At 61.9% G+C, this 13,253-nt stretch carries 10 protein-coding genes; 9 read left to right on the top strand and 1 reads right to left on the bottom strand.

From position 1 onward, the window contains the following. Positions 1–3 precede the first annotated feature (3 nt). Positions 4–903, bottom strand: a complete 900-nt coding sequence (locus V8P77_RS19425; protein WP_335913835.1) for an HNH endonuclease — start codon at positions 901–903, stop codon at positions 4–6. Positions 904–1,162: 259 nt separating this feature from the next. Between V8P77_RS19425 and V8P77_RS19430 the strand changes: the two genes are divergently transcribed. The 9 genes from V8P77_RS19430 (at position 1,163) to V8P77_RS19470 (ending at position 13,110) form a co-directional block, all read left to right on the top strand. Then, positions 1,163–2,605: a M81 family metallopeptidase gene (locus V8P77_RS19430; RefSeq protein ID WP_335913836.1), complete on the top strand. Its 1,443-nt coding sequence runs from the start codon at positions 1,163–1,165 to the stop codon at positions 2,603–2,605. 209 nt (positions 2,606–2,814) lie between these two features. Next, positions 2,815–3,546, top strand: a complete 732-nt coding sequence (locus V8P77_RS19435) for a FadR/GntR family transcriptional regulator (protein ID WP_017989759.1) — start codon at positions 2,815–2,817, stop codon at positions 3,544–3,546. A 93-nt stretch (positions 3,547–3,639) separates the two neighbouring features. After that, positions 3,640–5,148 carry an ABC transporter substrate-binding protein gene (locus V8P77_RS19440; protein WP_335913837.1) on the top strand — a complete coding sequence of 503 codons (1,509 nt, stop codon included), beginning with the start codon at positions 3,640–3,642 and terminating at the stop codon, positions 5,146–5,148. Positions 5,149–5,273: 125 nt separating this feature from the next. Continuing rightward, entirely contained in the window at positions 5,274–6,221 is a 948-nt protein-coding gene (locus tag V8P77_RS19445) for an ABC transporter permease (RefSeq protein ID WP_335913838.1), read from the top strand. After that, on the top strand, positions 6,218–7,093 hold the full coding sequence (locus V8P77_RS19450) for an ABC transporter permease (protein WP_131139491.1): 876 nt from the start codon (positions 6,218–6,220) through the stop codon (positions 7,091–7,093). The genes V8P77_RS19445 and V8P77_RS19450 overlap by 4 nt, the downstream gene beginning before the upstream one ends. A gap of 21 nt (positions 7,094–7,114) precedes the next feature. Then, entirely contained in the window at positions 7,115–8,899 is a 1,785-nt protein-coding gene (locus V8P77_RS19455) for a gamma-glutamyltransferase family protein (RefSeq protein ID WP_335913839.1), read from the top strand. Between the two features lie 2 nt (positions 8,900–8,901). Further along, entirely contained in the window at positions 8,902–9,657 is a 756-nt protein-coding gene (locus tag V8P77_RS19460) for a DUF1028 domain-containing protein (RefSeq protein ID WP_335913840.1), read from the top strand. Positions 9,658–9,682: 25 nt separating this feature from the next. Further along, a complete protein-coding gene (locus tag V8P77_RS19465) occupies positions 9,683–11,521 on the top strand; it encodes an ABC transporter ATP-binding protein (protein WP_335913841.1) in 1,839 nt (612 codons plus the stop codon). A 254-nt stretch (positions 11,522–11,775) separates the two neighbouring features. Continuing rightward, positions 11,776–13,110 carry a glucoamylase family protein gene (locus V8P77_RS19470; RefSeq protein WP_335913842.1) on the top strand — a complete coding sequence of 445 codons (1,335 nt, stop codon included), beginning with the start codon at positions 11,776–11,778 and terminating at the stop codon, positions 13,108–13,110. The last annotated feature ends 143 nt before the right edge of the window (positions 13,111–13,253 follow it).

Below are 13,253 nucleotides of genomic sequence, written 5' to 3' on the forward strand. Positions count from 1 at the left end.
ATTTTATTGCTTGAAGCAGTGCTCGCGGTGCCATTGCAGGAAATGCGCATGCGGTCGTTCAAATACTCGTCGGGGTGCGAGCGCGCGACCAGTCTTGTTGATAAAACCCCGTACTGCATCGGGATCATTGACCTGTCGTGAAATCAGAATTTCCAGACTGTCGGTCAGACCAATCAATCCTCGATCGAACATCCAATGGGCCGTGCCGGATAGAGCAATTCCATTGCTGACGATATCGGGACCGTTCGCCTCGACCGGCCGGATATGCGCCGCATCGACTTCTGCCCGCCCTCCGCCATTGATCAACTTGAGCCCGGCAATTGCGCAGCGCTTATCATAGGCGCTCAAAACGACTTGGCGAAAGACGCGATCTCGCACGATTCGGGACGCGATATAGCTCACCCGGTCGCGGCTCTGTTCGAATTGGAAAGGCGCTTGCTCTTCCTCAAAGCCTGGAGGCGATGCGCTCGCATCGACGCGTGGCAACAATGGTTCGTGATCATCGAGGCCCAGCGCAACAATACGGCTGAAGTCGTCTGGCGAGATTGGGCGAACCGCCGACTGCGCGCGGCCGGAAATCCGACCTTCCGCGTTTAGCACACCGCGCTCGACGACACCGTCGGCACCGCTGAAGGGAACTGGGTGGACGAAGTCGAGATAACTTCCAGGTTCTATCAGCGCCAGATACATGCCCGATGTGTTGGGATCTCGAATGACTTGCTGCACCTTCGCGACGGCAAAATAACCTCGAGTCTCGGAGACCTTTCGAGGCTCGTAGTAAATGATCCAGTCGCCGACGCATGCTTGGACACGATGGAGATACTGGCTGGGAAACTGATATTGCTCCGCCGGGCTGTCGTCATAGATCGAATCTGAGCGGTGGATGAAAACCCCTAGTCCCATGATCGTCGTATAGCATATCCGTTTTGGCTGCACAGGGCACCGAGCAACCCGCCGGCAGACCGGGGTCAAGATTGTAATTTATTTTGGTTGATTGGTTCGTTTGTAAACTTATTGTCGAAGCGAAAAAGGACGCGTCTTCGGATCGGACCCCAATGTTCAATTTATCGCAGCACGAACTCCTTCGGGCGATACCAGTCCGTACCCAACGCATCGCCTCCCATAACTTCCTGATTGCTCCCAACATCAACTGAGGTTTCCCATGCGCATCGCCGTCGGTGGCATTCATATCGAATGCAGCACGTACAACCCCGTCCTGAACGAGGAGAAGGATTTTCGCGTCGTGCGCGGCGAGGCATTGCTGGAAGCGCCTTATTTCGCTTTCCTCAGAGATTACGATGCCGAGTTCCTGCCGACGGTCCATGCCCGGGCCATTGCCGGCGGCCCGGTTTCGCGGGCCACCTACGAGGCCTTCAAGGGCGAATTCCTCGAGCGGCTGAAGCCGATGCTGCCACTCGACGGTCTCTATCTCGCTATGCACGGCGCCATGTATGTCGAGGGCATGGAGGATGCCGAGGGCGATTGGATCAGTGCGGCCCGTGCGCTGGTCGGCAAGGATTGCACGGTCTCGGCAAGCTACGACCTGCACGGCAACGTCACCCAGCGCATCATCGATGCGCTCGACATCTATTCCACCTATCGCACCGCGCCGCATATCGATGTCGAGGAGACGATGCGCCGCTCGGTCTCCATGTTGGTGAAGAGCCTGAAGACCGGCGAGAAGCCGCTCGTTCTCTGGGCGCCGATCCCGGTCGTGCTGCCCGGCGAGCGCACCAGCACCGTCGATGAGCCGGCAAAGAGCCTCTATCAGATGCTGCCCGGGATCGATGCGATCGACGGCGTCTGGGATGCATCGCTGATGGTCGGCTATGTCTGGGCCGACGAACCGCGCGCCACCGCCGCCGCCATCATGACCGGCACCGACCGCGCCGTGCTGGAACGTGAGGCCAGACGTCTCGCGAGGGCTTATTGGGATGCGCGCGAGGACTTTGTCTTCGGCTGCGAAACAGGCTCAGTCGAGGAATGCGTGGAAAGGGCGATCGCAAGCCCGACCGCGCCTGTTGTTCTGGCCGAATCCGGCGACAACCCCACCGGTGGCGGTGTCGGGGACCGGGCCGATGTGCTGGCCGAGTTGATCGCCCGGGAGGCCACCGGCGTCGTCTTCGCCGGCATCGCCGACAAGGCGGGGACCGAGGCCTGTTATGCCGCCGGCATCGGCGCGGAACTGGAGCTCAGCGTCGGCGCCTCGCTCGATACCAAAGGCAGCAGGCCGGTTATCGCCCGCTTCATCGTCAAATTCCTGCACGAAACTTCTGATCCGACCGACCGCCAGGCGGTGGTTTCGGTCGATGGCATCGATCTCGTGCTTTCCGCCAAGCGCCGGCCCTATCACAATATCGCCGATTTCACCCGGCTCGGCCTCGACCCGCACCAGGCAAGGATTATCGTCGTCAAATCGGGCTATCTCTCGCCGGAGCTGGCGCCGATCGCCAATCCGAACCTGATGGCGCTATCAACAGGCGTCGTCGACCAATTCGTCGAGCGCCTGCCGCGGCTGCGCAAGCAGCATCCGACCTATCCCTTCGACAAGGATTTCGCCTTCGAGCCGCAGGTCTTTCTCTCCGCGCGCTCGACGCCGGCCTGAGATTCACCTGAACCAATTGCGTTTTTCTGGATGATAGTGTCGATCGCGCCGCCGCCCTGTCGGCGCGATCGACCGTTTCCCAGATCGGGTCAATTGCGGGTTTGAGCAAAAAACGGGCAGATTTCTATTTGCACAAAAAAGCGCTTGACGGTCGCTGCGTTTTGGTTTGCACTGAACCAATAGAAAATTGGTACGGACCATTTAAGCGAATGCCGATGGATGAGACGCAGGGCAATTCGAATTATGCGCTGGAGAGGCTGAGGGCTCTCTTGCGGTCCGACAGTCTCGACGCCGACGGCAAGCTGCCGACCGAGCGCACCCTTTCGGAAATGCTGGGCGTTGGCCGCCGTGCTGTCCGCCGAGCCCTCGAAGTGCTGGAGGCCGAGGGGCGCGTCTGGCGCCGCCAAGGCTCCGGCACCTATGCCGGCCCGCGCCCCGATGGCTGGAGCGATCATGTCGGCTCGATCGTTGCCGGCACCGATCTCATGGAAGTCATGGAAGTGCGCCTGCGCATCGAGCCGCAGCTCGCCCAGCTTGCCGCCATGCGCGCCAAGGCCGCCGATATCGAGCGCATGTACGATCTGGTGAAGAAGATCTACGAAAGCACCGATGCCGACGGGCGCGAACTCTGGGACGGGGCGCTGCACCGCCAGATCGCCCAATGCGCCGGCAACGGTTTTTTCCTCACCATCTTCGACGTCATCAACCGGGTGCGCCAGGACGAGGCCTGGCAGACTATCCGCGAGCGCGCCCGCAGCGCCAGCCGGACGCGGCCCGTCACCTTTAACCAGCATACGGCGATCGTCGATGCGATCGCCGCTCGTGATCCGGCCAGGGCAGGCGAAGCGATGCGCCAGCATCTGCTGACGCTGCAGGAAAGCCTCGTCCGCATCACCTCGCTCGACCACAGCGAAACGGAGGCCGACAAGACCCTCGCCTGAACAGGGGAGGTGAGCCGGGAGAAAAAATACGGGCGGGCCATAACCGCCGGAATGGAAGCAAAAACCAAACAAAAATAGACAGAGGAGAATGGAATGAAGATCGCCAAATTGCTGACCACCGCCGTTGCCGGCGCACTGTTTGCACTTCCTGCCTTCGCCGTCGACCTGAAGATCGGTCTGCAGGACGATGCCGACGTACTCGATCCCGCACAGTCGCGCACCTTCGTCGGCCGCATCGTCTATACCGCGATGTGCGACAAGCTGGTCGACGTCTCACCGGACCTGAAGATCGTGCCGCAGCTTGCCACCGAATGGAGCTGGTCGGCCGACGGCAAAGAGCTCACCATGAAGCTGCGCCAGGGCGTCAAGTTCCATGATGAGACCCCCTTCAACGCCGAAGCCGTCGTCGCCACCATCGAGCGCAACATCACCCTGCCGGAATCACGCCGCAAGAGCGAGCTCAGCTCGGTCGCAAAGGTCGAGGCGACAAGCGAATACGAGGTCAAGTTCACCCTCAAGGCGCCTGATGTCACGCTTCTTGCCCAGCTTTCCGACCGCGCCGGCATGATCGTCTCGCCGAAGGCCGCCAAGGAACTCGGCGCCAAGTTCGGCGATCACCCGGTCTGCGCCGGTCCGTTCAAGTTCGTCGAACGCGTCCAGCAGGACCGCATCGTGCTCGAAAAGTTCCAGGACTACTGGAACAAGGACAAGATCTTCATCGACAAGCTCACCTATCTGCCGATCCCGGATACGACGGTGCGCCTCGCCAATCTGCGTTCCGGCGATCTCGACATGATCGAGCGCCTGGCCGCGACCGACGCGGAAGCGGTGAAGGCGGATTCGAGCCTCGTCTATGCCGATGCCGTCGGCACCGGCTACATGGCGCTCTACACCAATATCGGCAATGGTGCGCGCGCCGACAATCCCTTCGGCAAGGACAAACGCCTGCGCCAGGCTTTCTCGCTGGCGATCGACCGCGATGCCGTCAACCAGATCGTCTATGAAGGCACGGCGGTTTCCGGCAACCAGCCCTTTCCGCCGAGCAGCCCGTGGTTCGACAAGGATATTCCCGTCCCCGCCCGCGATCTCGACAAGGCCAAGGCGCTGATCAAGGAAGCCGGCTTCGACCGTGTGCCGATCGAGCTGCAGATCCCAAACAATCCTGTTGCCATGCAGATGATGCAGATCATCCAGTCGATGGTCGGCGAAACCGGCTTCGACGTCAGCCTGAAGTCGACGGAATTCGCCACGCTGCTGAGCGAGCAAACCGCCGGCAATTATCAGCTCAGCCGTTCGGACTGGTCCGGCCGCGTCGATCCCGATGGCAACATCCATCAGTTCATCACCTGCAAGGGCGGCATCAACGACACGAAATACTGCAACGCAGAGGTGGACAAGCTGCTGAACGAAGCCCGTGCATCGACCGACGATGCCGTGCGCAAGCAGAAGTATGATGCCGCCGCGGTCATCCTGAACGACGATCTGCCGATCATCTATCTCGGCCATCAGTCCTGGATCTGGGCGCTGCACAAGAACATCACCGGCTTCGTTCCGTCGCCGGATGGCATGATCCGCCTCGTCGGCGTCAAGAAAGCCGGCTGATCCCTAGAGCATGATGCTGAAAAGTGTGAGCGGTTTTCGGACGACATCATGCTCTACTTTTTGATCCAGCAAATCATGCGGCGGAAATCCTCCGCCGCATGACCCCAGTCGTGTCAGGATCGCCCATGTACACCTACATCGCCAAACGGCTCTTGGTCGCCATACCGACGCTTTTGATCATCTCGGTCTTTGTCTTCTCACTGCAGAAGCTGCTGCCCGGCGACCCGATCCTTGCCATGGCCGGCGAGGAACGCGACCCGCAGGTTCTCGAATTCCTGCGCGAGAAGTACCGGCTGAACGATCCCGTGCCCTATCAATACGCGCGCTGGCTGGGTGCCGCGCTTCAAGGTGATCTCGGCATCTCGCTGCGCACCAACCAGCCGGTTCTGCAGCTCATCGGCGAAAAGCTGCCGGTCACCATCCAGCTCGCCATCATGTCGATGATCTTCGCCTTTGTCATCGGCGTGCCGATGGGCATCCTGGCGGCCGTCAAGAAGAACACGATGATCGACTACCTCGCCAACATCATCGCGCTGACCGGCCTGTCGATCCCGAATTTCTGGCTCGGCATCATGCTGATCCTCCTGGTTTCGGTCAATCTCGGCTGGTTGCCGGCATCCGGCTACGAACCCTTCTTCAGCAATCCGCTGCGTTCGCTGGAAACCATGCTGATGCCCTCCTTCGTGCTCGGCAATGCGCTGGCCGCGACCCTGATGCGACATACCCGCTCGGCAATGCTCAGCGTCCTCAGCACCGATTACATCCGCACCGCGCGCGCCAAAGGACTGCCGGAAAGCACTGTCGTGCTCGAACACAGCTTCCGCAACGCGATGCTGCCGATCGTGACGTTGACCGCGCTGCTCTTTGGCGAACTGCTCGCCGGCGCCGTGCTGACCGAACAGATCTTCACCATTCCGGGTTTCGGAAAGCTCATCGTCGACGCCGTCTTCAACCGTGACTACGCCGTCGTCCAGGGTGTGGTGATCTGCACGGCGATCGGCTTCATCCTGATGAACCTCTTGGCCGATATTCTCTATGTCCTGCTCAATCCGCGCATGAGGGCCGCCCTATGACCGCAATCGGTGAGACCGGCATTCCCTCTGCGATCGACCGCACGCCGAGCCGCGCCTGGCGCAAGCTGAGGGCCAACAAGGGCGCCCTCGTCGGCCTTGCGATCATCGCCTTCTTCGCCATTCTCGCCATTGCCGCCCCCCTCCTTCCGATTCCCGATCCGAACGCCACAAGCTGGTCGGCGATCCGCAAGGCGCCCTCCGCCGCCCATTGGCTCGGCACCGACGACATCGGCCGCGACATTCTTTCCCGGATGATCTGGGGGGCGCAGGCCTCGCTGATGGCCGGCGTCTTCTCGGTCGCGATTGCCGTTGTCATCGGCGTGCCCTTCGGCCTGATCTCCGGTTATTTCGGTGGCTGGATCGACATGGTGATCTCCCGCATCACCGAAGCCTTTCTGGCCATGCCTTTCCTCATCACCGCGATTGCGCTTGCAGCTTTTCTCGGCCCGAGCCTGACCAATGCGATGATTGCGATCGGCCTTTCGGCCATGCCCGTCTTCGTGCGGCTGACGCGCGGCCAGGTGCTTTCGGTCAAGACCGAAGAATATGTCGAGGGCGCCCGCTCGATAGGCCTCCGGTCCTCGAGCATTATCACCCGCTACATCCTGCCGAATGTTTTTGCCCCGATCCTCGTCCAGGCGACGCTGACCATCGCAACGGCGATCATCGCCGAGGCGAGCCTTTCCTTCCTCGGCCTCGGGCAGCAACCGCCGGCGCCAAGCTGGGGCTCGATGCTCAACGTCGCCAAGAATTTCCTCTCCCAGGCGCCATGGATGGCGATGTGGCCGGGAGCCGCGATCTTCCTCGTCGTCATCGGTTTCAATCTTTTAGGCGACGGCCTGCGCGATGCGCTCGATCCGCGCGAAGCATGATTTCTTGAAAGGACATTCGATATGACCGCTTTCACGACCCGTCCAGAAATCCTCGGCACCTTCGGCGTCGTCACTTCCACGCACTGGATCGCTTCGGCCGTCGGCATGAGCATTCTCGAAAAGGGCGGCAACGCTTTCGACGCGGCAGTGGCGACGGGCTTCGTGCTGCAGATCGTCGAGCCGCATCTTTGCGGTCCGGGCGGCGATATGCCGGCGGTGATCTATTCGAAGAAGAAGGACAAGGTCGAGGTCATCTGCGCGCAAGGCCCCGCCCCCGCCGGCGCGACGATCGAACACTATACGGCAGAGGGCCTGAGCCTGATCCCCGGCGACGGGCTGCTTGCGACCGTCATCCCCGGCTCCTTCGATGGCTGGATGCTGATGCTGCGCGACTACGGCTCGATGAGCGTGCGCGATGTGCTGGAACCGGCGATCTACTACGCCGAGCACGGCCATCCGATGCTGCCGCGCGTCTCCGCCACGATCAAGGGGCTCGCCGCCTTCTTCGAGAAGGAATGGCCGACCTCCTACGAGACGTGGCTGCCTGATGGCAGCGCCCCCGAAGCGCATGCGAATTTCAGGAATCCGGTGCTTGCCGAAACCTGGAAGCGCGTCATTGCCGAGGCGGAAGGGAAAAGCGGCCGGGAAGCGCAGGTCGAGGCGGCCCGCGACGCCTTCTATCGCGGCTTCGTCGCCGAGAAGATCGACGATTATCTCAAAACCGCCGAGGTGATGGATGCGAGCGGCAACCGCCACAAGGGCGTGCTGACTGCCGCCGACATGGCGAACTGGTCGGCGACGATCGAGGAGCCGCTGACCTATGATTATCATGGCTGGACGATCGCCAAGATCGGCCCCTGGGGCCAGGGTCCGGTCTTCCTGCAAACCCTGTCGATCCTCAAAGGCTTTGATCTCGCCGCGATGAACCCCGCTGGCGCCGATTTCGTCCATACCGTCGTCGAGGCGATGAAGCTCGCCTTCGCCGACCGCGAAGTCTATTATGGCGATCCTGATTTTTCGGAGGTTCCCATCGCGCATCTGCTGTCGGAGACCTATGCCGCCGAGCGTCGCAAGCTCGTTGGCGCGGACGCCTCCTTCGATCTTCGCCCCGGCATCGTGCCTGGCTTCGAGGCGCAGCATGATCTGACGATGAAGATGCTCGGCGCGGATTCCAAGACCGGCGCCGTCTACGAGCCGACCATGGCGCATCTTTCCGAAAAGCGCGGCGACACCGTGCATATCGACGTCATCGACCGTGACGGCAACATGGTTTCCGTCACGCCATCAGGCGGCTGGCTGCAATCCTCCCCGACGGTGCCCGGCCTCGGCTTCTGCCTCAATTCCCGCGCCCAGATGTTCTGGCTGAAATCAGGCCTGCCGACATCACTTGCTCCCGGCAAGCGGCCGCGCACAACGCTGACACCGTCGCTCGGGCTCTATGAGGGCCGCCCGACGCTGGCCTTCGGCACACCTGGCGGCGACCAGCAGGAACAGTGGCAGCTTTCCTTCTTCCTGCGGTATGCGCACCACAAGCTGAACCTGCAGGCGGCGATCGACCAGCCGCTGTTCCACACTTCGCATTTTCCGGGCTCTTTCTATCCGCGCACCCGCGAGCCCGGCAGCCTGATGGCGGAAGCGAATTTCGGCCCTGAAGTCCTCGATGCCCTGCGCCGCAAGGGCCACAAGCTGACGGTCGCCGATGTCTGGACGATCGGTCGGCTGACCGCTGCGAGACGCGATGCCGACGGCCTGCTGCGCGCCGCAGCCACCCCGCGCCTGATGCAGGCCTATGCGATCGGGAGATAGTCATGACCTGGTCGATCGTCGCCCGTGATCCCTCGACAGGTCATCTCGGCATCGCCGTCGCGACCCGCTTCTTTGCCGTCGGCGCCCTCGTGCCGCATATTCGCGGCGGCATCGGCGCCGTCGCGGCCCAGGCCTTCGTCAGCCCGCTTTACGGCGTCGACGGCCTGTCGCTGCTCGCCGCCGGCAAGGCGCCGGAGGAGATCATCGCCGAACTGACCGCGCGTGACGCCGGCCGCAATCAGCGGCAGCTGCACCTCACCGACGCGAAGGGGCGCAATGCCGCCTTCACCGGTCCCGCATGCATCGACTGGGCGGGACATCTGATCGACGAAAACGTCTCGGTCGCCGGCAACATGCTCGCAGGTCCTGACGTCGTCACCGAAACGCTTGCCACCTACAACAAGGCGATGGACAAGCCCTTGGCCGAACGCCTGCTGCTGGCGATGCAGGCAGGCGAGGATGCCGGCGGCGACAAACGCGGCAGGCAGTCCGCCGCCCTCGTCGTCCATCGCGATCAGGATTATCCCTGGCTTAGCATCCGCGCCGACGATCATCCCGATCCGCTCGCCGAACTTGTCCGCCTGCATGCGGTGGCGGGTGAACGTTACCTGCATGTCGCCGAGACGATGGCGACGCGGCAAAATCCGACCGGCATGACGGACAGGCGCGAGATCGATGAAAAGATCGCCGCTCTGGAAGCGGCCCGCATCGCTGAAGGCAGGCCATCCGCCTCCTTTGCCACGCCTTTGAAGACGTGAACCCAGATAAGAGCAAGGGAACGATATGAGTGATGTTTCTTCAGCCTCCGCCTCCCCGGTTCTCTCGGTCAGAAACTTGACGACCTCCTTCCTTGTCGATGGCGACTGGAAGCCGGTGGTGCGCGACGTCTCCTTCGACGTCATGCCAGGGGAGACGGTGGCGATCGTCGGCGAAAGCGGCTCGGGCAAGAGCGTCACCTCCCTTTCGATCATGCGGCTTCTCGCCAAGGGATCAAGCCGCATCAACGGCGCCATCACCTTGAACGGCAAGGATGTTCTCGCTCTTCCGGAGAGGGAGATGCGCCGGGTGCGCGGCAACGACGCCGCCATGATCTTCCAGGAGCCGATGACATCCCTCAACCCGATCTTCACCATCGGCCGCCAGATCTCCGAAGGGCTGACCTGCCACGGCGATATCGGCAAGGCCGAGGCGCGGGCCGAAACCGTGCGCCTGCTGGAAAAGGTCCGCATCCCGAACGCTGCGTCGCGCTTTGATGAATATCCGCACCAGTTCTCGGGCGGCATGCGCCAGCGCGTGATGATCGCCATGGCGCTCGCCAGCCGCCCGAAATTGCTGATCGCCGATGAGCCGACGACGGCGCTCGACGTGACGATCCAGGGCCAGATCCTCGACCTGATCAAGATGCTGCAGGAAGAAGAGGGCATGTCCGTGCTCTTTGTCACCCACGACATGGGTGTCGTCGCCGAAATCGCCGACCGCACCATCGTCATGTATCGCGGCGAGGCGGTGGAAACCGGCACGACGGGCGACATCTTCCATCGCGGCAGGCATCCCTATACCCGCGCTCTGCTCTCGGCCGTGCCGCGCCTCGGCTCGATGGCCGACCGGAAATGGCCGCTGCGTTTCCCGGTCGTCGATACCTCGACCGGCGAACGCCGCGAGCCGATCGAGGTGGCCGATACCGTCGACCGTCGCCGGACGCCGATCCTCGAAGTCAAGAACCTCGTTACGCGTTTCGACATCCGCGGCGGCCTGCTCGGCCGCAAGACCGGCGCGATCCATGCGGTCGAGGACGTCTCCTTCGATCTCTTCCAGGGCGAGACTCTGTCGCTCGTCGGCGAATCCGGTTGCGGCAAGTCGACCACCGGCCGCTCGATCACCCGCCTCGTCCAGCCGAACGGCGGCAGCGTCAGCCTCGACGGCTATGACGTGCTGAGCCTTGACGCGGCCAGTCTCAGACGGATGCGCCGCAGTATCCAGATGATTTTTCAGGATCCCTTCGCCAGCCTCAACCCGCGCATGACCGTCGGCGCCGCCGTCGCCGAACCGATTACGGAACACGGCCTCGGCACCGGCGCCCTGGCCCGCGACAAGGCGGCCGATCTCCTCGAACGCGTCGGACTGAAACCCGATATGATGAAACGTTATCCGCACGAATTTTCCGGCGGTCAGCGCCAGCGCATCTGCATCGCCCGCGCGCTCGCACTCGATCCGAAGGTGATCGTCGCCGACGAAAGCGTTTCGGCCCTCGATGTCTCGATCAAGGCGCAGGTCTGCAATCTGCTGATGGATCTGCAGCAAAGTCTCAAGCTGGCCTTCCTGTTCATTTCCCACGACATGGCTGTGGTCGAGCGCGTCAGCCACCGCGTCGCGGTGATGTATCTCGGCGAGATCGTCGAGATCGGCCCACGCGCGGAACTGTTCAGCAACCCGCAGCACGCCTACACGAAGAAGCTGATGGCAGCCGTGCCCGTTCCCGACCCCTCGCGGCGCGGCATCAAGCGCAATCTCGGAACCGACGAGCTCAAGAGCCCTGTCCGCCCGGTCGGCTACGTCGCGCCGCCGCGCCGATACCGGGAAGTGGCGGCCGGCCATCTGGTGCGGGTCGACGAAGCCGCCTGATCGGGAAAACCCGCTCTGCAGAGCATCTGATGAGCCAAGTATTTCAGGAAATAACCTGTGCCAGCCGGGTACGGCCTACCCTTTTTGCTGCACCGCTTATATGACTTATCCTAGATATTATTTCACCCATAATTGTTAACGACCAAATCCGCCCATTTGTGTTCTCTTATCCCTACGAATCAAAAAGGTTTGATTTGCTCGGGGACGGCCACCATGTTGAAGCATGGGGCGATGCAACAGTTGGGTAGGAGCCTATGCTGCAACGGATTGAAGACATTGATGCAGCGCTCGTCGACAGGCTGCAGCATTCGGCGTTCAAGTACTTCCTGAAATATACCAATCCCGAAAACGGCCTTGTGGCGGATACCTCGATCGGCGGGGTTCCGTGCAGCATCGCAGCCGTCGGCTTCGCGCTTTCCTCCTATCCTGTCGGTGTCGAGCGTTTATGGATCAGCCGCGAGGAAGCGGCCGAGCGTACGGTCAATACGCTGCGGTTCTTCGCCGAGGCGCGTCAGGGCGAGGAACGCCACGCGACCGGCCACCGCGGCTTCTTCTATCATTTCCTGCACATGGATACCGGCCATCGCGCCTGGAACAGCGAGCTTTCGACCATCGACACGGCGCTGCTTGTCGCCGGCATTCTCACGGCCGCGCAATATTTCAATCGCGAAGATGACGAGACGGAAACCGAAATCCGGGAACTCGCGACCTTCATCTACGAGCGCGTTGACTGGCGCTGGGCGCTGAACAAGGGCGACACGATTGCCATGGGTTGGAAGCCATCTTCCGGCTTCCTGCGCTGGCGCTATCACGGCTTCGACGAGGCGATCATCCTCTATACGCTGGCGCTCGCTTCGCCGACGCATCCGATCCCGCAGTCGTGCTATGACGCTTTTACCTCAAGCTATTCCTGGATGCTGCATGGCGAGCAGTCCTATCTCTATGCCGGGCCGCTTTTCATCCACCTCTTCTCGCATGCCTGGATCGATTTCCGCAGCATTCAGGATAAGCCGATGGCGGAGCGGAACTGGGACTATTTCCGCAACACGCAGGTGATGATAAACGTCCAGCGTGACTATGCCGAGCGCAATCCCGGCCAGTTCGTCGGCTATAACAGGAATATCTGGGGCCTTTCCGCCTCCGACGGTCCGCCACCGACGCGACGCATGCGCGGCGGTCGCCAGCCGAAGGTTCTGGGTTATGCTGCACGCGGCGCACCGCTCGGCCCGGATGACGGCACGATCGCACCCTGGGCAGCCCTTGCCTGCCTGCCTTACGACCGGCAGGCGGCTCTCGACGGCACCAAGGCGCTTCTGACCACCTATCCGAACCTGCTGTTGGAAGGCGGCTTCCCCGGCGGCTTCAATCCCACGGTCAAGACCAAGCGGCCGGAAGGCTGGGTTGACGACCGTACCGTCGGCATCGACCAGGGCCTTGTCGTCATGACCATCGAGAACGACCGTTCGGATTTCATCTGGAAACTGATGCGGCAATCGCCGGTCATCCGCCTCGGCCTCGAACGCGCCGGCTTTACCGGCGGCTGGCTCGAAGGCATCGAGCCGGAAGAAGTGGTGCGCAAGTTCGGCTAGCCCGAATCTCTCAAAGTAAGGGGTGCATCGGGGCCGCGAATCTGAGAAACTGCTTTTGCTACAAAGGCTTATCAGATTCGTAACGGAGCCCCGATGCAAACAGAGACTGTATCTCTACGCAGTTGGAATTTAAAGGCTTCGAT

This window comes from Rhizobium aouanii, assembly GCF_037002925.1.
In the GTDB taxonomy this organism is placed as follows: Bacteria; Pseudomonadota; Alphaproteobacteria; order Rhizobiales; family Rhizobiaceae; genus Rhizobium; species Rhizobium aouanii.